A 20243-nucleotide genomic window follows, 5' to 3' on the forward strand; every position below is an offset into this window, starting at 1 on the left:
CTACCGCGCTCGCCTCGACGGGGCACTGAACGCGTTCTCCGAGCGAGCGATGGACTTCGGCGCTCGCTACGGCTGGCACGTCATCGGCGTCCTCGCGCTCGTCGGTGCGGCGCTGCCGGTCGTCGGCCTGCAGGAGGGGTTCTACATGTCCCTCGTCTCCGAGATGTTCCTCTTCGCCGTCCTCGCGCTGTCGTGGGACCTCATCGGCGGCCAGACGGGCTATCCCAGCTTCGGCCAGATGGGGTTCTTCGGCATCGGCGCGTACACGACGGCCATCCTCTACAATGACTACGCGGGTGCGTTCCCGTCGGCCGTCGCCGGCGACCCGCTCCTGTTGCTGCTGGCGACCATGGTCGTCGCGGGCCTGCTCGCGACGCTCGCGGCGGGCCTCATCGGGATGGTCGTGCTCCGCCTGCGCGGCGGGTACTTCGCCATCGCGACGCTGGGCATCCTGCTCGCCATCCAGCAGGTCTCGCGCAACCTGGAGATCACGGGCGGCGCGAGCGGGAAGATCCTGTTCGAGGGCCCGACCGGGACGCAGTTCTACTACCTGTTCCTCGGCCTCCTCGTGGTGGAGGTGGTGGCCGTCTACTACCTCACGAACACGCGCTTCGGCTACGTGTTGAACGCCATCCGCGACGACGAGGAGAAGGCGGTCGCGATGGGCATCAACACGACGTACTACAAGACCGCGGCGTGGATGATCGCGGCGCTGTTCACCGGCCTCGTCGGCGGGACGTGGTCGCTGTTCAACACGTTCGTCAACCCCATGACGGCGTACAACGGCGCGTGGAACGTCGAACTCATCGCCATGGCGCTGCTGGGCGGTTCGGGGACGGTCCTCGGGCCGGTCCTCGGCGGGTTCGGACTCCACTTCGCGGTCGTCCAGATCGACGCCCTGTTCAGCGGCTGGCAGCTCGTCGTCCTCGGTAGCGTCGTCATCGCGACGGTCATCCTGTTCCCGCAGGGTATCGTCGGCGCTATCGAGGAGCGCGCCAGCGCGATGGAGTACTACCGTCACGGCGGACAGGCGGCGGAGGAATCGGCCGGCGGAACCGACAAGACGGCCGCTGACGGCGGTACCGAGGACTCCACGGGAGGAACGAACGAATGAGCCAGACGACGCAGACGGACGCAACCGGAACGGACGCGACAGGACGGACGGTGCTTCGGACCAGCGGCGTGACGAAGAACTTCGGCGGCCTCGTCGCCGTCGACGACGTCGACGTCGAGGTCGCCGAGGGAGAGATCGTCGGCCTCATCGGCCCGAACGGGGCCGGGAAGTCGACGCTGTTCAACTGCATCACCGGCGCGCTCGACCCGACCGACGGCCGGGTCGAACTCCGCGGCGAGGACGTCACCGACTGGTCCGAGGACCGTGTCGCCCGCAACGGGATGGTGCGGATGTTCCAGCACACGCACATCTACGACGAGATGACCGTCCACCAGAACATGCTCGTCTCGGCCCACGAGGACCGCGGGCTGGTCGCGAACCTCTCGCCGCCGAGCGACGCCGCGCGCGAGCAGGCCGACGAACTGCTGGAGTACGTCGGGCTCGCGGGCCTCAAGGACGTCAAGGCTGGCCGGATGAGCTTCGGCCAGCAGAAGCTGCTGGAGTTCGGCATGGCGCTGATGGCCGAACCGGACGTCCTCCTGATGGACGAACCGGCCGGCGGCATCAACCCCTCGATGCTGAACAAGCTCATCGAGTACATCAGGTCCGCGAACACGGAACGGGAAGTGACAATCTTCCTCATCGAGCACAACATTGACTTCGTCATGGAGGTCGCCGACCGCATCTACGTGCTGGCTCACGGCGAGAAGATCGCCGAGGGACCCCCGGAGGCCATCCAGAACGACGACCGCGTGCTCGACGCCTACCTGGGGAGGGAGTGACATGAGCACGAACACACCAACCACGGCAGACGCGACAGTCGACGACGGCGAACCGTTGCTACAACTCCAGGACGTGACGGCCGGTTACGGCAACACGACGGTCATCCACGACGTGGACGTGGCCGTCGAGGAGGGAGAGATCGCCTGTCTCATCGGCCCGAACGGCTCCGGGAAGTCGACGCTGATGAAGAGCATCTACGGCTTCGCCGACGTGTTCTCCGGCGACGTCCGGTTCCGGAACGAGTTCATCACGGGCCGTTCCCCCCAGGACAACCTCCGCGCGGGGATGAGCTACGTCCTCCAGGACGCCTCGGTGTTCCCGGGGATGACCGTCCACGAGAACATGCTCATGGGCGGGTTCGTCTTCGAGGACGAGGACCGCGCCAACGAGCGCGCGGAGGAGCTGTACGACGAGTTCCCCCTGCTCGGCGACATCCGCGACCAGCGCGCCGGGTCGCTGTCGGGCGGCCAGCGGCGACTGCTCGAACTCGCCCGTGCGCTCGTGGTCGAGCCCGACGTGATGATGCTCGACGAGCCGTCCATCGGGCTCGAACCGCGGTACATCGACCAGGTGTTCGACCGCATCCAGCAGTTGAACGACCTCGGAACCACCATCCTGCTCGTCGAGCAGAACGCGGAGAAGGGGCTCTCGGTCGCCGACCGCGGGTTCGTGCTCGCGAGCGGCGAGATAAAGTTCACCGGCACCGGCACCGAACTGCTCAACGACGAGGAGGTCGGCCGGCTCTACCTCGGAGGATGACGTGACGACCCTACTCGTCCCCCTCGACAACGACCCGGCGCGCGCCGAGAACCAGGCGGCGTTCGTCGAATCGCTCCCGGGACGCCCCGACGAGGTGACGGTCGTGCTGACGCACGTGCTCGTCGACGACGAACGGGACGCCCCGGCGGAGCTCCAGCACCCCGACCGCGCGGAGACGGTCCGCGACGTCCGCGGCTCGCTCGCGGACGCGGGATACGACGTCGAGATCGCCGAGGCCGCCAGTCCGCCCAGCGAGGGCATCCTCGACCTCGCGGACGACCTCGACGTCGACATGGTCGTCATGGGTACCCGGAAGCGGACGCCCGCCGGCAAGGCCATCTTCGGCAGCGTCACCCAGAGCGTCGTCCTCGACGCGTCCGTCCCGGTCGTCGTGACCGGCGGTGACGAGACGACCTGAACGGGGCCCTGGGTGTTCGCTTTCAGTTCTATGGGTAGTTCACGCCGACGGACCGTCGCGCTCGTGACCGGGTGGCAGGTCGTCGCCAGCACCTGTTTCTACGCGCTGTTCGCGGCGACGGCGGTGATCCGCGACGCCTTCGGCCTCTCGCGGTTGCTGGTCGGCGTCGTGGTCACGGCGGCGACGCTCGGCTACACCGTCGCGCTCTTCCCGGTCGGCGCGGCGGTCGACGGTGCCGGCGAGAAGCCCGTCCTCGTCGGCGGGTTGCTCGCGCTGTCGGCCGGCGCGACAGGTATCGCCCTGTCGGACGGCCTGGTCCCGCTGTTGCTGACGGCCACCTGCCTGGGCGCGGCGTACGCGACCGCGATGCCGGCGACGAACCGCGCCGTCGTCTCGAACGTCCCGCGGTCGGCCCGCGGACGAGCGATGGGCGTCAAGCAGGTCGGCGTCACGGCCGGAAGCGGTCTCTCGGCCGTCCTCGTCGTCACCCTCGCGCCGACGGTGGCGACCTGGCGCGAGGGGTTCCTGGCGGCCGCCGCGGTGGCCGCGGCCGTCGCCGCACTGTTCGCGGTCGCCTACGACAGCACGTCTGGCGGCGTCTGGTCGCTCCCGGACGTCCGTGGACTCCGGAACAACCGCGCGTACGTCGCGCTCGCGGGAGCGGGACTGTTCCTCGGGGCCGCGCTGTTCACGACGGTCGGGTACGTGACGCTGTACTTCACCGAGAGCGTCGGGACCACCGTCGCCGTCGCCGGCCTCGTGTTCGCGGGCATGCAGGTGACCGGGAGCGTCGGCCGCGTCCTCGCTGGCGGCCTCGCGGACCGCGTCGGAGACGAGGCCGCGGGCAGCGCCCGGGTCCTGCTATGGCAGGCCGTCGCCGGCGTCGGGTTCCTCGCGGCGCTCGGCGTGCCGGGCCTTCCCCCGGCGGTCGCCGTCGCGCTCGGCGTCGGCGTCGGCGCGACGATCCTCGGGTTCACCGGTCTCTACTACGCCTGCATGACGGCGCTCGTCTCTCCCGACGAGGTCGGCGCGGCGACCGCGGGCGGCCAGACGACGCTCAACGTGGGCGCACTCCTCGCCCCGCCCGCGTTCGGGTTCGTGGTCGACGCGCTCTCCTACCCGTTCGGGTGGGTCCTCCTGGCGACGAGCGCGGCGCTGGGCGTCGGCCTGCTCGTCGTCGTCCGGCGGAACGTGGCGTAGCCATGCCGCTCGGCGGTCGGGTCGCCGACCACACCGCTGGTTCGCTGCCGTCGGAGAATCAGTTCGGTGCGGTCGCACCGGTCGCCCGTCGCACGCACCACGCGACGTGCGTCCGTGCCGAACGTGCAGACTCGAGCGCCTCGACCACGGTCTCCTCGCACCCGCCCCACGCCAGGCCGTCTACCTGCAGCGTCGTTGCCACGCCTTCGCATCGATGCCGGAGTCCTTTGGCCGTTTCGACACCGGCTTTCTTCCCCGGCAGGTCGGCGGTCAACCGGGGCCGCGTGGGACAGCCGCCGACGGATAATTGAATTAGGAAAATAACGGAATTTGAATCTCGGTTCAGCAACCTCGGACGAAGCGGTCGAACGGCCGTGGTAGTGAAAACTGTTTTTGCGTCCGAGGTCGAAGCGTCGAGGGATGCGAGAACTCGACGATACGGACCGGGAGATCATCAGGTTGCTCGTGGAGGACGCCCGTCGTCCCTACAACGAGATCGCAGACCAGGTCGGACTCTCGCCACCGACGGTGTCGGACCGGGTGGACCGCCTGAAGGAACTGGGCGTGATAGAGCAGTTCACGGCGGACCTCAACTACGAACTGCTGTCGGACGGGCTCTCCCTGCTCGTCACGGTCCACGCGCGCCCGGGGAGCGTCGAGGCGGTCCGGTCGGCGCTTTCGTCGTTCGACGGCGTCGAGCACGTCTTCGTCACCGCCGACGCGCACGTCGTCTGCAAGGCCAACCTCCGGGAGCGCGACGTGGAGTCCCTGCTCGCCGACGCCATCGGCGAGGACGCCGTCGAGGAGTACGACGTGCAACTGCTCGTCGACTCGACGTGGAACCCACAGCCCGGCGACATCGACTTCGCCCCGGAGTGCGTGGAGTGCGACAACACGGTCACCAGCGAGGGCGAGTCCACCCGCATCGACGACGAACTCTACCACTTCTGCTGTTCGTCCTGCAAGTCCCGGTTCGTGGACCGCTACGAGCGCCTGCAGGAGGGCGCGACGTCGTAGTCCAAAGTCCAAGCTGCCCCTCGAATGATAGTATGCTTACAGGAACCGTCTTCAGGGAACCTTTAGGCGGGCTCGTGCGGTACGCGTTCGCATGGGTTCGACGTCAGATGCCGAGTTCGTGAAGGTGGCCGACGCCGACGAGCTCCGCGAGGAGGGACGACTGCTCGCCCGGGCGGACGGGCGGGCCATCGCCCTCTTCCACCACGAGGGCGAGTACCGCGCGGTGGACAACCGCTGTCCACACATGGGGTTCCCGCTCACAGAGGGGACCGTCGAGGACGGCATCCTCACCTGTCACTGGCACCACGCCCGGTTCGAACTCTCCTGCGGCGACACGTTCGACCCGTGGGCCGACGACGTCCAGTCGTTCCCCGTCGAGGAGCGCGACGGTGCGGTGTACGTGGCCCCCCGCCCAGACCCGGCGGAACCGCCCGAGCAGCACTGGCGGAGTCGCCTGGAGACGGGGCTGGAGGAGAACCTGCGGCTCGTCGTCGCCAAGTCCGTCATCGGCCTGTCGAACGAGGACGTCCCGGCGGCGGTGCCGCTCCGCATCGGGGGCCGATTCGGCGCGCAGTACCGCGAGGACGGCTGGGGACCGGGGCTGACCATCCACGCGTCGATGGCGAACGTCCTCGACGACCTGCGTTCCGAGGACCGCACCCGGGCGCTGTACACCGGCCTCCGGTACGTCGCCGACGACTGCCAGGGCGAACCGCCGAAGTTCGACCAGCCCGCCTTCGACGCGCGGGACCTGTCGGCCGACCGCCTGCGGAAGTGGTTCCGCGACTGCGTCGAGGTGCGCGACGACGACGGTGCCGAACGCTGCCTCCAGACGGCCGTCGCGACGCTGGAACCGGCGGACGTGGCGGAGATACTCTACACCGCGGCGACGGACCACCTCTACCTGGACTCGGGCCACAGCTTCGACTTCGTCAACAAGGCGCTGGAACTGCTCGACCACGTCGGCTGGGAGCACGCAGACGAGGTGCTGCCGAGCGTCGTCCCGCGGCTGACCGACGCCCGGCGCAGCGAGGAACTCTCCTCGTGGACCCAGCCCGTCGACGTCGCCAGCCTGCTGTTCGACGCCTTCGAGGACCTGCCGGACATGGTCGAAGCGGGCGCGGGCGAGACGTGGACGGAGCCGGCTGACTTCGTCGAGACGCTGCTCTCGGACGACCCCCACGCAATCCTCGGCGCGCTGACCGCCGCCGTACGTGCGGGCGCGACCGCGGAACAGCTGGCAGACCGCGTCGCCTACGCCTCGGCGGTCCGGGTGGCGCAGTTCGGCACGAGCAACGAGTTCGACGACTGGAACACGGTCCACCACACGTTCTCCTACAACAACGCCGTCCACGCGGCCGCTCGTCGCGCGAGCTCGACCGCGCTCTACCGCGGCGTGCTCACCGGTGCGATGAGCGTCTACCTCGACCGCTTCCTCAACACGCCGCCGACGCCGATTCCCGACGTGGCGGACAGCGACGCCGACCCCGCGGATCTGCGGGCGCGACTCCTCGACACCTTCGACGAGGAGGGCGGCGTCGACGCGGCCGCGGAGGTCGTCGCCGAGCACTTCGCCGCGGACGGCGACCCTGCGGCCCTGAAGCGGACGCTCGGCGAGGGCCTGCTCCGCGAGGACGCGAACTTCCACACGCTCCAGCACCTCGAGGCCGCGTTCGCGCAGTTCGACCGCCGGACCGACGACCGCGAGCGGGCGGTGGTCCTGATTGCGCTCGCGCGGTACATGGCCGCCCACTTCCCGACGCGCCGGGAGGCCGAGCAGACCTACACCATCGCCCGGCGGCTGAACCGCGGCGAGCGGATACACGAGACGGACGAGCCGTAGCCCCGAGCGAACGGGCCTGACGTCGACGGCCCGCCGGAGCGGCCCGTCGACGGACGCGTGGACGGCGGGGGCCGTTCGACTTAACCCGGGCGCAGTCGAGCGTGGAGAACGGGAATGCGGGGGAACGTGACCGCTTCAGCAAGCGCACTGTTCGGGGCGTGGCTCGTCGTCGCGCCGTTCGCAGTCTTCGAGGCCACCCTGGCGCCGAACTTCTGGAGCGACGTGCTCGCGGGCGTCTCGCTGCTCGCCGTCGCCGCCTACTCGGTGGTGCGGGCGCTCCGGGGTCGCCGACTGACGCCGGCCGCGCCGGTGTTCGTCGGCCTCGTCGGCGTGCTCCAGTTCGTCCAGCCGTTCGCCGTGGGGTCGGTGAGCGCGGCCAACCGCTGGAGCGACGTGGTCGTCGGCGCGCTGCTGGTCGGGGTGGCGCTGCTGGCGCACCGCAGTGCCGCAGCGCGGAACGAGGAGTCCGCGCGCGCGCAGGCGGACCGGCGCTGACGCGGACGAGCGCCAGACCTTAGCCGTCGCCCGTCGCAGGGAGAGGTATGTCAGGAGGTAACGGTGGACCCGCCCGTCTCGGAACGGCGCTGTCGGCCAGCGGTGTCGTCTGTCTCGTCGGTGCCGGCGGCAAGAAGACGACGCTCTACCGCCTCGCCGACGCGCTGGAACGAGCCGTCGTCACCGCGACCGTCCGGATTCCCCGCTTCGACGACGAGGTCGCCCGCCTCACCGTCACCGAAGATCCGGCATCGGCGCTGGCGGACGACGACGAGTGGCCGCTCGGCCTCGTCCCCGAGCGCGAGCGGACGGACAGCGGCTTCGAGCGCTACCGGGGGTACGACCCGACGGTCGTCGACCGCCTGGCGGACGCAGCGGACGGCGCTGCCGTCGACGCCGTGCTGGTCAAGGCGGACGGCGCGCGGTCGCGACTGCTGAAGGCCCCCGACGAGCGGGAACCGCAACTGCCGGCGAGCGCGGACACCGTGGTCCCCGTCGCCAGCGCGCGCGTCGTCGGGAAGCCGCTCACCGAGGAGCACGTCCACCGCCCCGACCGGGTCGCCGCGCTCACCGGCCTGGAGCGGGGCGAGCGAATCGGCGCGGACGACGTGGCGACCGTGCTGGCGAGCGGCGACGGCGGTCTGAAGGGCGTGCCGGACGACGCACAGGCCGTCCCGCTGGTCAACATGGTCGACGACGAGGCGCTCGAAGCGACGGCACGCGCCGTCGCCGCCGGCGTGCTCGACCGTGCGAGCGTCGAGCGCGTCGTCCTCTCGCGGATGAACGCCCCCGACCCGGTGGTCGCGGTCGTGGAGTGACGGCAGCGGACGACGTGGGGGACGGTGCGAGAACTTGGGTGGCGGCGGGGAGACGGGCGAGTGGCGGGTCGGTCGCGCCGAGAAAGATGGAGCGGTCGGTTGCGATGCGGGGAGCCGGGCGGCGTCCCGACCGACGGAGTCGGGGAGCGTCTCAGTCCTCCGCGATGTTCACCGTGAGGACCGGCGCGGACGCCGTCGCGACGACCTTCTGGGCGACGCTGCCCAGCAGGTTCTCCGTGGCGTCGGGGCCGCGGGTGCCCATGACGACGAGGTCGATGCCCTTCTCCTCGGCGGCGGCGACGATCTCGTCGGCGGGACTTCCCTTCCGGATGGTCGTCGTCACCTGGACGCCGACGTCCTCCAGTTGTTCGGCGGCCTGGCCGACCGCTCGCTCGCCTTCGTTCCGGAGCTGTTCGGTGACCTGGTCGACGCGGTCGTCGTCGAGGGTGAGGAAGGCGCGGTCGTCGATGACGTGGAGGACGTGGACGGTGGCGTTCCGCTGCCTGGCGACGTCGGCCGCGTGCTCGATGGCCGTCTCCGTGGCGTCGCTCCCATCCGTCGGAATGAGGATGTCGTCGTACATCTGGGTGGAGATAGACGGTCGGGCTTTTTATATCCTCACTTCGGCTCCCGTCGGCGGAATCCGGGCGCGCCCCTCGACGCACGCCCGGCAACGGCGTTCGACCGCATCTTCCTGCTCGCTCGCCGGCGTCCGCGGCGGTCGCACTGGAAATCGTTAAGGCGAGCGCGTGTCAGCCCACGGATATGCGACTGGAGGACTACTGGGGTGTCGGACCCAAGACGAGCGACCTGCTCGAATCCGAACTCGGGGTCGAGCGCGCCATCGCGGCCATCGACGGTTCCGACGTGCGCGCGCTGACGGAGGCCGGCCTCTCGCGCGGCCGTGCGACGCGCATCCTCCGCCGGGCGAACGGCGGCGAGGGGATGAACGTGCTGGCCACGCGGGACACCCGCTCCGTGTACAAGGACCTGCTCGGCCTCGCCAGCGACCACGCCGTCACCGAGGACGCGGCCGACCGCATCCGGGTGATGACGCCGCTGCAGTCGCGGTCCGAGGCCGAGGAGCGCCTCGACGCCGTGACGGGGGCGCTCGACTCCTGGACCGCCCTGGACGAGGCGACGCAGCAGGAGGTCCTCGACGCCTTCGAGGGCTACGACGGCGGCGAGCGCGCCGCGGTCGAGACCGCGCTCGCGCTCCGGGAGGCCGGCGTCGAGGACGGCGCCTTCGCCCCCGTCGGCGCAATCGACGTCGACGCGCTCGACGCCGCAGTCGGCGCACTCGGTAAACTGGAGGACGGCGAGGTCGCCGAGGGCGCGGACGAGGAACTGGACCGGCGGCGCGAGGCGCTGGCAGCCGTCGAGCGACTGGAGGGGTCGGCGCTGGACGTGCTCGAGGCCGTCCAGTCCGGCGACGTCCGCGGCCCCGACGAGTTCCGCGAGTCGTTCGTCGAGCACGTCGCGAGCGAGACCGGCATCGGCCCGGGCGAGGTACGGGCGGCGACGACCGGGGACGCGACCGACGCGACGGACTTCGTCAGCCAGTCGCTGCGCGCCGTCGCCGACGAGCAGCGCGGGGCCGTCGAGGACCGCGAGGAGCGCGTCGCCCAGGAACTCGCCGAGGACATCGACGAGGCCCGGGACGCCATCGACGCCGCCGTCGACGCGGTCGACGACCTCGCCTTCCACCTCTCGCTGGCCCGGTTCGCCGCCACCTTCGACATGACGCGTCCGGAGTTCGAGGAGGGAGCGTTCGCCGTCGAGGGGGCGCGCAACCTCTTTTTGGCCGCCGGAAGCGACGCCGTCCAGCCCGTCACGTACGGCATCGGCGACCACGGCGTCGCGGGGCCGCCGCGCGGCGACCGCGTCTCCGTCCTCACGGGCGCGAACAGCGGCGGGAAGACGACGCTGCTGGAGACGCTCTGCCAGGTCGGCCTGCTCGCCCAGATGGGGCTGCCCGTCCCCGCCGAGCGGGCGCAGGTGTCGCTCTCCGACGCCATCGTCTTCCACCGCCGGCACGCCAGCTTCAACGCCGGCGTGCTGGAGTCGACGCTCCAGAGCATCGTCCCGCCGCTCACCGACGACGGGCGCACCCTGATGCTCGTCGACGAGTTCGAGGCCATCACCGAACCCGGCAGCGCCGCCGACCTCCTGCACGGCCTGGTCGGCCTCACCGTCGACAAGGGCGCGCTCGGCGTGTTCGTCACGCACCTCGCCGACGACCTCAACCCCCTGCCGGACCGCGCCCGCAAGGACGGCATCTTCGCCGAGGGCCTCGACGAGGACCTCGAACTGCAGGTCGACTACCAGCCGCGGTTCGAGACGGTCGGCAAGTCGACGCCGGAGTTCATCGTCTCGCGGCTCATCGCCTCCGCGGACGACCGCGCCGAGCGCGCCGGCTTCGACGTGCTCGGGCGCGCCGTCGGCGAGGCGGCCGTCCAGCGGACGCTCGACTCCTGGGCGGGCGGCGACGAGTAGCGAGTCACCGTAGCGATTCTGCCACCTTCTCGATCGGCGTCGGCGGCCGCTCTGCCTCGCGGTCGGAGAGCTGCGTCCGGCAGGACGCGCCGGGCGCGACAACGGTGTCGGCGTCGCTCTCGTCGACCGTGTCGAACAGGATCTGCCCGATGGCCCGCGAGAGGTCCGCGTTCTCCGCCCGGTAGCCGAAGCTGCCGGCCATGCCGCAGCAGCCGCTGTCCAGCGGGTCGACCGCGTAGCCAGCCCGGCGCAGCACGCCGACTGCGTGGTGGTCGCGCCGGAGCGCCTTCTGGTTGCAGTGGCCGTGGTAGGCCAGCGACTCGTCGGGAGCGTCGAACGCCACCTCGTCGTCCAGGCGCTTCCGGTCGAGGAACTCGCAGACGCCGAAGGCGGCGTCGGCGACCCGGTCGACGGGCGCGTGGGGGTAGTCGGTCGCCGCGTCTCCACCCACGCCCCCGTCGGCCGCCGCCTGGCCGCCGGGGAGGAGGTCGCGGTACTCGTCCTGGAACATGGCGGCGTCGGACGGCTCGACGAAGACGACCGACCAGCCGTCCGAGACGCGCGGTGCGAGCGCCTCGACGTTCTCCCGGGCGCGCTCGCGCGCCACGTCGAGGAAGCCCTCGGAGTAGGCGGCCCGCCCGCTCGGCGCGAGGTCGTCGAGCATGCGGACGTGGACGCCCGCCGCCTCCAGCACCGCGACCGCCGCCTTCCCCGGCGCGGGGTAGCTGTAGTTCGTGTAGGTGTCGGGGAAGACCAGGACCCGCTCGTCGGCCGCGTGCTCGGGCACCTGCGGGCCGCGGTCGGCGAACCACTCGACGAACGTCTCGCGGCGGAACGGCGGAAGCTCGCGGTCGGGGTCGATGCCCACCCGCTCGGCGACGCGGTCGGCGCCGGGGAGGTCCGCCAGCCAGTTCGAGAGGGGCGCGAGCGCGCTGCCGACGGCGGCCAGGCGGTCGGCGTTGGCGAACGCCCGTTCGCGGAGGCCGGCCCCGGTCCGGCGGTGGTGTTCGTGTTTCACCTCCGCCTTCAGCTTCGCGAGGTCGACGCCGGTCGGGCAGTCGCTCGCACACCCCTTGCAGCCGAGACAGAGGTCGAGCACCTCGCGCTGGAACCGCTCGGTGAACAGCTCTTCCGTGGGGATGTCGCCGCTGATGGCGGCCCGGAGCAGGTTCGCGCGGCCCCTGGTCGTCGTCATCTCGTCGCGCATCCCGCGGTAGGAGGGACACATCGTGTCGCTGCCGGTCTGGCGGCAGGTGCCACAGCCGTTGCAGAGCTCGACGAGGTGGGAGAACCCGCCTTCGTCGTCGAAGTCCTGCACCGTTCCCGGTTCGAGCGACGAATACTTCGGCCCGTACCGGAGGTGTTCGCGCATGTCCGTCTCGCCGTCCTCGTCGCGGTAGACGACCGTGCCAGGGTTCAGCCGCCAGTCGGGGTCGAACGCCGACTTCACCGCCTTGAACGCGTCCCAGAGCTGCGGCCCGTACAGCTTCGGGTTGAACTCCGTGCGGGCGAGGCCGTCGCCGTGCTCGCCGGAGAACGCGCCGTCGTGCGCCAGGACGAGGGAGGTGACGTCTTCGGCGATTGCGTGCATCGTCTCGACGCCGTCCTCCCCCTTGAGGGAAAGCACGGGTCGGATGTGCAGCGTCCCGCTGCCGGCGTGCGCGAAGAACGCCGCCGACGTGCCGTGGTCGTCCAGCACCGCCCGGAACTCCTCGGCGTACGTCGCGAGCTCCCCGGGCGGCACGGAGGCGTCCTCGATGAAGGGGTAGGGCTTCGGGTCGCCCTCCATGCTCATGAGCAGGGGGATGGCCGCCTTCCGGAGCTTCCAGAGGCGCGCCTGCTCGTCCGGGTCGGTGGCCACGATGACGTCGTCGGCCGTCCCCGAGCGCAGGAGGCGGTCGGTCGTCGCCGCGATGGCGGCGTCGAAGTCGTCGTGCAGTTCGGAGTCGAACTCGACCATCAGCGTCGCGGCCGCGTCGTCGGGGATGGGAGCGGCGTACTCGGCGTACTCCGTCGACTCGCTGGCCAACCTGACCACCTCGTCGTCCATCAGCTCCACCGCGCTCGGGTCGCAGTCGAGCGCCGCCGGCACCGCCGCGAGCGCGTCGACCAGGTCGTCGTAGCAGTAGACGGCCAGCGTCGTCTCCTCGGGGCGCGTCACGAGGTCGAGCGTCGCCCGGACGACGGTGCCGAGCGTGCCCTCCGCGCCGACGAACAGCTTCGTGAGGTCGATGCAGCGCTCGCCTGCCTCGTTCTCGTAGACGACCTTCTGCAGGTTGTAGCCGCTGACCGAGCGCTTGAGCTCCGGGTAGCGCGCATCGATCTCCTCGCGGTTCCCCTCGACGACGGCGCGGACGGTCCGGTAGAGTTCGGCCTCCCGGTCCTCGTTCGCGACGATGCGCTCGTACTCCGGGCCGTCCAGCACGACCTCGCGGGTGTGTATCAGCGACCCGTCGGCCAGCACCACGTCGAGTTCGGCGACGTAGGCGTCGGTGATGCCGTACCGCACCGAGTGGGCGCCCGTCGAGTTGTTGCCGATGCCGCCGCCGACGGTCGCCCGGTTCGACGACGCCGGGTCGGGCGCGAACTTCAGCCCCCACTGCGCGAGGTGGTCGTCGAGGTCGTCCTGGACGACACCGGGTTCGACCACCGCCTGGCAAGCGTCGGGGTCGACGTCGACGATGGCGTCCATGTGCCGCGAGCAGTCGAGGACGACGCAGTCGGGGCCGACCGCCTGGCCCGCCAGCGACGACCCCGCGCCGCGCGGGAGCACCGGCGCGCCGTGGTCGGCGGCGACCCGCATCGCTGCCTGGACGTCCTCGACGTCGCGGGGGAAGACGACGCCGGCCGGCCGCGCCTGGTAGATGCTCCCGTCGGTCGCGTACAGCACCTGCGTGTACTCGTCGAAGCGGACGCTGCCGTCCACGGACGCGCGCAGGTCGGCCGCGAGTTCGGGCGTCTGGTCCGGCGGGTCGTGGCCGATCGCGTCGCGGTAGGACTCGAACTCCGGGGGTTGCATGATTGTTGTCACCACGCATGGATGCATAAATCCAGGGTCGGGCGTTCCGTCCACCGGCATCGACTCGGCCGTACCGCGCCGTGCGTATCCGGGCCGACTGACGCGCCTCGACCGCTCGGACAGCGCGTGCGGGTCGCCGACGGGAGCACGACGTGACGACCGAGACGAGTATGTTCCCGGTCTGGCCTGAGGCGGTGCCTGTCTCGCCGGCGACAGAGACGGCGGTCGACAGCAGCGTTCGTATGGCGAAATAACCGCGCGACGGCTCCGGGCCGGACCGTTCCGGCCATCATGCTTTTGTCTGTTCGATGATTCTGTACTACCAGGGAGAACCATGCACGACCTGACTGGTTTCCAGCGGGACTTGCTGTACGTCATCGCCGGACTCGACGAACCGCACGGCCTCGCTATCAAGGAAGAACTCGAATCGTACTACGAGAAGGAGATCCACCACGGTCGCCTCTATCCGAACCTCGACTCCCTCGTCGACAAGGGACTCGTCGAGAAGGGCCAGCGCGACCGCCGGACGAACTTCTACACGCTGACGCGCCGGGGCGCCCGCGAGATAGAGGCGCGGCGCGAGTGGGAGCAGCAGTACGTGGAAGAGGACCTCGCGGAGACCCAGACGGCGTAGCTACGGGGCCAGCACCGCTCCGACGACGGCGGCGTCGAGCGCGCGCACGTTGGCGAACACCGGACTGGCGTCGTCGATAGCGTAGCTGTCGCCGGACGGGGCGAGCACGCCGTACTCCTCGAGTCGGTCGGCGTGCATCCAGATTTCTTTCCGAGAGAGACCGCACCAGTCGTGGAGATCCGCCTGGTCGAGTCGGTCGTCGTCCGCGTAGAGGAGCGCGTCGACCATCAGCCGGACCGCCTCCAGTCGCGCGAGGTGACGGAAGCCGGCACCGACACCGTCGACCGCCAGTTCGTCGTTCGCGTCCCTGACCGCCTCGTCGAGGCGGTCCACGCTCCGCACGACGACGCTGTCCGGATTCGGCCGGTAACGACCTTCCTCCTCGTGGAACGCGCCGATCGCCGCGAGGTCGTCGAGCGCCCGCTCGACGCGTTCCCGGTCGCGGTCGAGGGCCGCGGCGTAGCCCGCCGCGTCTCGTTCCTCGTCCTCCGCCGTCGCGGTCGCGACGAGCTGGCGGGTCGTGGCGTCGCGGGTCAGGAACAGCCACCCCGACGGGTACGATAGCCGCGCCTCGCGGACGCCCTGTTCGTCCGCGAGCGCCCACATCTCCTCTTCGTTGCGAGTCGTCCGGAGGGTCCAGTCACGCGTGTCAGCTTCGAGAGCCATCGGTTACCTTTCGTTCTCCCGTGATGGTATTTAAAACTGTGCACAGTCCGTCACCGGGCCGTCCCGGCGCGCTGGTCCAGCCGAAGTCGGGCGAACGCCAGCGCGACGACCGGAAGAAGGAGGACCGCCCCGACGACGAACGGCGACCAGCGGCCGACGACGGCGTACAGCGCCGCCATGACCGGCGGGCCGACGGTGCGCCCGAGGCTGCCCGCCCCCTGCGTGACGCCGAACGCGGTTCCCTGCGTCTCGCGTCCCGTGCTCGTGGAGACGAGCGTCGTCAGCGAGACGGTGAGCAGGCCGTTCCCGACCGACAGCAGCGGCAGCACCGCCAGCAGCGCGACGAGTTCGGGCGTGAGGAAGGCGGGGCCACCGGGCGGCGGCACCAGCGCCCGTCCGAGGACCGGTGCGAAGGGGATGGCCGCGAGCGCGACGGCGAGCAGCGTCGACCCGGCGAACGCGAGGCGGACGTCGCCGTAGCGTCGCGAGAGGCGGCCGACGAGCACGCCCTGGACGAGCACGCCCAGCACGCCGACGTAGGTCAACAGCAGCGCCGTCTCGCTCGCCCCGTACCCGTAGGCGTCCGCCGCGAACGGGATGAACATCACCTGCACGCCCGAGAACGCCACCGACAGGAGGAGGAAGGAGGCGACGAGACTCCGCAGGTCGGGGTCCCGTAGCGAGGCGAGCAGGCCCGCGACGGGCGACTCGCCGGTCGGTGCGTCGGACGGCGTGCCGGTCTCCTCCAGGAACGCCGCCGCGAAGCCGACGTTCAGCAGCGAGAGCGCCGCCGCCGCGAAGCTCGGCAGCGAGAACCGCGTTGCCGGGACGACACCCGGCAGCACGTCCCGAGCAGCGGAAACGACGGGGTCGCTGGCGAAGACGCCGCCGACGGCCGGCCCGAAGACGAAGCCGAGGCCGAACGCTGCGCCGACGAGGCCGAGCCCCGTCGCGCGCTCCTCGGATGGCGTCACGTCGGCGACGTACGCTTGCGCCGCCGCGATGTTGCCGCCCATCGCGCCCGCGAACATGCGGGCGACGAACAGCACGCCGACGCTCCACGCGAGGCCGAACAGCGTCCACGCGACGACGCTGCCGGCGATGGAGAGCAACAGGACCGGACGGCGGCCGCGTTCGTCCGAGAGCCTGCCCAGTACCGGCGCGAACGCGAACTGCAGCAGCGAGTACGACGCGGCGAGCAGCCCGATGTACACGTCGCTGACGCCGAAACTCCGGACGTAGAACGGCAGGATGGGGACGATGATACCGAACCCGAGCATGTCGACGAAGACGACGGCGACGACGGTGGCCAGCGCCCGCCGCGGCGACTCGACCTCGCCCGGTACCTCGGGCACGGTCATCCCCGTGGCTCACCCCGCGGATGCGGCGCTGTCGTTCCAGTCGCGTCCGCCGTCCTTCCGTCCGCTCGCTCGCGCAGCACGTGCCCGTCCCTTCGCGGGCCAGTCGCATGACGGTGGTGCCCGCCGTCCTGTCGGCCCTCTCCTCCCGCTCCCGCATGGGGGCGAGCTGGCCCGACGGCGGCGGACAGTCGGAAGGAACGGCTGGGAACGGGCGACCTTTTCACGCGTGGGCCCACTGCGCTACCATGAACATGCTCGTCGACGGCGAGTGGCGCACGGACGCCTACGAGACCACCGACGAGGAGGGGGCGTTCGACCGCCAGGAGACCGCGTTCCGGGACTGGGTCGAGGCGGACCCCGACGCCGAGTTCCCGGCCGAAGCCGGCCGGTACCACCTTTACGTCTCCTACGCCTGCCCGTGGGCGCACCGGACCCTCGTCACCCGGGCGCTGAAGGGCCTCGAGGACGCCGTCTCCGTCTCCGTCGTCGACCCGTACCGCGAGGACGACGGCTGGGAGTTCTCGCCCGAGCGCGAGGGCTGCACCGCCGACGCCGTCGCCGGCGCGGACCACCTGCGCGAACGGTACCTCGCCGCAGACCCCGAGTTCACCGGGCGCGTGACGGTGCCCGTGCTCTGGGACACCGAGCGCGACACTATCGTGAACAACGAGTCCGAGGAGATCATGCGGATGTTCGACACCGCGTTCGACGAGCACGCGACCCGCGACGTCACTCTCTACCCTGAGGGGTACCGCGACGCCGTCGACGACGCCATCGACGCCATCTACGAACCCATCAACAACGGCGTCTACCGGGCGGGCTTCGCCGGCACCCAGGCCGCCTACGAGGACGCCGTGACCGAACTGTTCGACGCGCTGGACCACTGGGAGGACGTGCTCGCCGACCAGCGCTACCTCGCCGGCCCCGTGCTGACCGAGGCCGACGTCGCGATGTTCGTCACGCTCGTCCGCTTCGACGCCGTCTACCACACCCACTTCAAGTGCAACCGCCGCCGTATCGTCGACTACCCGAACCTCTGGAACTACCTGAAGGAGCTCTACCAGCTCCCGGGCGTCGCCGAGACGGTCCACATGGACCACATCACGGAGCACTACTACCGCAGCCACGCCGACCTGAACCCGAAGCGTATCGTCGCGGTGGGGCCGGACCTGGACTTCGAGGCATCCCACGACCGCGACCGCCTCACCGGCGGCCCGCCGGAGGCCCTTCTGGACTGACGCCGGTCCAGCGGACGGGTGCTCCCCCGACCTCCGTCGAGCGAACATTCTTTGCGGTGAACGCACCAACTGACGGTATGGTCATGAAAGAGTCCGACGAGACGATCGCGCGCGGCGAACGAGCCCCCGACTTCGAGCTCCCGGGCGTCGACGGCGAGACGCACGCGCTGGCCGACTTCGACGACTACGACGCCGTACTGGTCGTGTTCACCTGCAACCACTGCCCGTACGCGCAGGCGAAGTTCGACCTCCTCAACGACCTCGCGGCGGAGTACGACGACGTCGCGGTCGTCGGCGTCAACCCGAACGACGCCGAGGAGTACCCCGAGGACTCCTTCGAGACGATGGTCGAGCGCGTCGAGGACGGGACGATCCGGTACGACGCCTACCTCCGCGACGAGGACCAGTCGTTCGCGGAGGCGTACGGCGCGGTCTGTACGCCCGACCCCTTCCTGCTCCGCAACGAGGACGGCGAGTTCACCCTCGCGTACCACGGTCGACTCGACGACGCGCTCAACCCCGACGACGAACCGACGGAGTTCTACGTCCGCGACGCAATCGACGCCGTGCTCGCGGGCGAGACGGTCGACCTGGAGTTCATGCCCTCGCGCGGTTGTTCCATCAAGTGGAAGTGAACGACGGAGGTGTAACGCAAATTTGATTTGTCGGGGCCGGGAGTCACACCTAACGGAGACGTCTCGACTCATGCCCTCCACAGTCGCAGTCGCACACTACCCCGAAGGCGCGGGTCACGCGACGCGCATGCTCGCCATCGCGAACGCGCTCGAGGCCCGCGGCGTCGATGTCCGTATGGCCGGCGGCGGCGCTGGCTCGGAGTTCGTCTCGCTCAACGGGTACGACGCGTTCGAGCCGCGCACCGTCGACTACGTCGACACCTACCAGGGCGGGTCGCTGGGGAAGGTGCTCACGCAGAGCGTCCCGGCGAGCGCCGGCCGGACGAAAGACTACCTCGGCTGGCTACGCGAGACCGAGCCGGACGCGCTCGTCACCGACGACATGTTCGCCGCGATGGCCGCCTCCCGGACCGACGTGCCGCTGTACACCCTGAAACACGACGTCCCCGGCCTCTACCGCGACCCCATCGAGCGCTCGGGCGCGCGGTTCCACACGAAGTTCCAGCTCGCCACCTCGCGGGAGTTCTTCTACCCGGCCATCTGGCCGCGATCGGAGATCGACCCTGCCGCAGCGACCCGCGTTCCCCCCGTCGCGCTCGAAGGCGACGTCGCGGCGATCGACGCCGCGGACGTGGTCGTCGTGCCGAGCTACTTCTCCGACCTCGACCGGGTTGCCGACCACCTCCGGGACCGCGGGTACGACGTCGTCAACGTCGCGGACGACGACTGGGACCCGGTCCCGTCGCTGCTCCCGTACATCCGCGGCGCGGACGCCGTCGTCTGCTCCGGCTACTCGACCATCATGGACGCCGCCGTCGCCGGGACGCCGTGCATCGTCGACCCCGCGACGGACGAACAGGAGGCCGTCGCCGACTGGATCGACCGCTTCGACACAGCCGGCTTCACGGTGGCTGACGGCCCGCTCGACGTCCTCGACGCCGTCGAGTCGCCGCCCGCGTCGCCCGACTTCGAGAACGGCGCGGACACCGTCGCCGAGCGCGTCATCGACGATCTGGGCGAAGACGCAGCCGGCGCGGCGACCCGCGAGTCCGAGCGGCCGACGGTCGCCGGTTCGACGCCCTCGTCCGTCGGCGCTGCACCCTCGGCCGCTGCCTCCTCGTCCGGGGGGTCGGCCGCCACCTCTGCCGACGGGGGGTCGCCCGCAACCGCGTCGACGCGCGGTGTGGCGTCCGATTCGCCGTCGACGACGCGGGAGTTCGCGTCTGCCGCCGCGTCGCGGCTGGTCGGGTCGGCCCGGTCGGCGGCGACGTCGACCGCCGCCGGCTCCGTGCTCGCCGGGGTCGTCGGCCACCAGGTCGCTGTCCACGGGCTCTACTGGCCCATCCAGCGGTCGCTGCCGACGTACAGCGGCGGCGTCAGCGAGCTCTTCCTGCTCGCGACCGTCGCCCTCGTCGCGCTGGCGGCGCTGAGCGCGGCGTTCGACGCCGGCGTCGTCCCGTCGGTGCTGCTCGCCAGCGGGCCGGTCGTCGGCTGGGCGGCCAACCACTGGCTGACGGCGATGCCCGTCCCCCACTACTCCATCGCGTTCCTGTTCGAGATGGCACTGCTGTACGGGGGCGTCTTCGGCGTGATCGGCTACCTGCTCGGCTCCCGACTCCGCCGGGTGACGCCGACGCGCCGGTCGACGCCGGCCGCGAAGTGAACGCCGCATCGTCCACGAACCTCTGCTTCCCGCGCTTTTGCCGTTCCTGCTACGAAGACGTAACCCGTATCCCGGCCGCGCCCG

At 70.6% G+C, this 20243-nt stretch carries 19 protein-coding genes; 14 read left to right on the forward strand and 5 right to left on the reverse strand.

Going from position 1 to position 20243, the window contains the following annotated elements:
- The first annotated feature begins 49 nt into the window (after positions 1–49).
- The 5 genes from NKT36_RS16210 to NKT36_RS16230 are packed head-to-tail and all read left to right on the forward strand — an operon-like array spanning position 50 to position 4274.
- Entirely contained in the window at positions 50–1114 is a 1065-nt protein-coding gene (locus tag NKT36_RS16210; RefSeq protein WP_407652250.1) for a branched-chain amino acid ABC transporter permease, read from the forward strand.
- Positions 1111–1896 (forward strand): ABC transporter ATP-binding protein, encoded by a 786-nt coding sequence (locus tag NKT36_RS16215; protein WP_327053824.1) that lies wholly within the window; start codon positions 1111–1113, stop codon positions 1894–1896. The genes NKT36_RS16210 and NKT36_RS16215 overlap by 4 nt, the downstream gene beginning before the upstream one ends.
- A gap of 1 nt (position 1897) precedes the next feature.
- Positions 1898–2656 carry an ABC transporter ATP-binding protein gene (locus NKT36_RS16220; RefSeq protein WP_327053825.1) on the forward strand — a complete coding sequence of 253 codons (759 nt, stop codon included), beginning with the start codon at positions 1898–1900 and terminating at the stop codon, positions 2654–2656.
- 1 nt (position 2657) lies between these two features.
- Positions 2658–3074 (forward strand): universal stress protein, encoded by a 417-nt coding sequence (locus NKT36_RS16225; protein ID WP_327053427.1) that lies wholly within the window; start codon positions 2658–2660, stop codon positions 3072–3074.
- 30 nt (positions 3075–3104) lie between these two features.
- Positions 3105–4274 (forward strand): MFS transporter, encoded by a 1170-nt coding sequence (locus NKT36_RS16230; RefSeq protein WP_327053428.1) that lies wholly within the window; start codon positions 3105–3107, stop codon positions 4272–4274.
- 58 nt (positions 4275–4332) lie between these two features.
- Here NKT36_RS16230 and NKT36_RS16235 read toward each other — a convergent pair whose 3' ends face one another.
- A complete protein-coding gene (locus tag NKT36_RS16235; protein ID WP_327053429.1) occupies positions 4333–4476 on the reverse strand; it encodes a hypothetical protein in 144 nt (47 codons plus the stop codon).
- Positions 4477–4694: 218 nt separating this feature from the next.
- Here NKT36_RS16235 and NKT36_RS16240 point away from each other — a divergent pair, with 218 nt between their 5' ends.
- From NKT36_RS16240 to yqeC, 4 genes are all read left to right on the forward strand, one after another.
- On the forward strand, positions 4695–5291 hold the full coding sequence (locus tag NKT36_RS16240) for an AsnC family transcriptional regulator (protein ID WP_327053430.1): 597 nt from the start codon (positions 4695–4697) through the stop codon (positions 5289–5291).
- A 91-nt stretch (positions 5292–5382) separates the two neighbouring features.
- Positions 5383–7134, forward strand: a complete 1752-nt coding sequence (locus tag NKT36_RS16245) for a Rieske (2Fe-2S) protein (protein WP_327053431.1) — start codon at positions 5383–5385, stop codon at positions 7132–7134.
- Positions 7135–7248: 114 nt separating this feature from the next.
- Positions 7249–7629 (forward strand): SPW repeat domain-containing protein, encoded by a 381-nt coding sequence (locus NKT36_RS16250; RefSeq protein ID WP_327053432.1) that lies wholly within the window; start codon positions 7249–7251, stop codon positions 7627–7629.
- A 47-nt stretch (positions 7630–7676) separates the two neighbouring features.
- Positions 7677–8447, forward strand: coding sequence for a selenium cofactor biosynthesis protein YqeC (gene yqeC, locus NKT36_RS16255; protein WP_327053433.1), 771 nt, complete (start codon positions 7677–7679; stop codon positions 8445–8447).
- Between the two features lie 151 nt (positions 8448–8598).
- Here yqeC and NKT36_RS16260 read toward each other — a convergent pair whose 3' ends face one another.
- The gene (locus NKT36_RS16260) at positions 8599–9030 is read right to left on the reverse strand and encodes a universal stress protein (RefSeq protein WP_327053434.1); all 432 of its coding nucleotides are present in this window, start codon (positions 9028–9030) and stop codon (positions 8599–8601) included.
- Positions 9031–9212: 182 nt separating this feature from the next.
- Here NKT36_RS16260 and NKT36_RS16265 point away from each other — a divergent pair, with 182 nt between their 5' ends.
- A complete protein-coding gene (locus tag NKT36_RS16265; RefSeq protein ID WP_327053435.1) occupies positions 9213–10943 on the forward strand; it encodes a MutS-related protein in 1731 nt (576 codons plus the stop codon).
- Positions 10944–10947: 4 nt separating this feature from the next.
- On the opposite strand, the gene NKT36_RS16270 is transcribed toward NKT36_RS16265, so the two are convergent.
- Positions 10948–13962, reverse strand: a complete 3015-nt coding sequence (locus tag NKT36_RS16270) for an FAD-linked oxidase C-terminal domain-containing protein (RefSeq protein WP_327053436.1) — start codon at positions 13960–13962, stop codon at positions 10948–10950.
- Between the two features lie 334 nt (positions 13963–14296).
- Here NKT36_RS16270 and NKT36_RS16275 point away from each other — a divergent pair, with 334 nt between their 5' ends.
- Positions 14297–14596 (forward strand): PadR family transcriptional regulator, encoded by a 300-nt coding sequence (locus NKT36_RS16275; RefSeq protein WP_327053437.1) that lies wholly within the window; start codon positions 14297–14299, stop codon positions 14594–14596.
- On the opposite strand, the gene NKT36_RS16280 is transcribed toward NKT36_RS16275, so the two are convergent.
- Both NKT36_RS16280 and NKT36_RS16285 read right to left on the reverse strand, forming a co-directional pair.
- Positions 14597–15262: a hypothetical protein gene (locus tag NKT36_RS16280; protein WP_327053438.1), complete on the reverse strand. Its 666-nt coding sequence runs from the start codon at positions 15260–15262 to the stop codon at positions 14597–14599. It abuts the gene before it with no gap.
- Between the two features lie 50 nt (positions 15263–15312).
- The gene (locus NKT36_RS16285; protein ID WP_327053439.1) at positions 15313–16623 is read right to left on the reverse strand and encodes an MFS transporter; all 1311 of its coding nucleotides are present in this window, start codon (positions 16621–16623) and stop codon (positions 15313–15315) included.
- A gap of 245 nt (positions 16624–16868) precedes the next feature.
- Between NKT36_RS16285 and NKT36_RS16290 the strand changes: the two genes are divergently transcribed.
- The 3 genes from NKT36_RS16290 (at position 16869) to NKT36_RS16300 (ending at position 20159) form a co-directional block, all read left to right on the forward strand.
- Entirely contained in the window at positions 16869–17861 is a 993-nt protein-coding gene (locus tag NKT36_RS16290) for a glutathione S-transferase family protein (RefSeq protein ID WP_327053440.1), read from the forward strand.
- Between the two features lie 77 nt (positions 17862–17938).
- On the forward strand, positions 17939–18496 hold the full coding sequence (locus NKT36_RS16295) for a thioredoxin family protein (protein ID WP_327053441.1): 558 nt from the start codon (positions 17939–17941) through the stop codon (positions 18494–18496).
- Between the two features lie 70 nt (positions 18497–18566).
- Positions 18567–20159, forward strand: coding sequence for a glycosyltransferase (locus tag NKT36_RS16300; protein ID WP_327053442.1), 1593 nt, complete (start codon positions 18567–18569; stop codon positions 20157–20159).
- Positions 20160–20243: the final 84 nt, after the last annotated feature.

Origin of the sequence: Halomicrococcus gelatinilyticus, assembly GCA_024227995.1 — an archaeon.
Taxonomy (GTDB): domain Archaea; phylum Halobacteriota; class Halobacteria; order Halobacteriales; family Haladaptataceae; genus Halomicrococcus; species Halomicrococcus gelatinilyticus.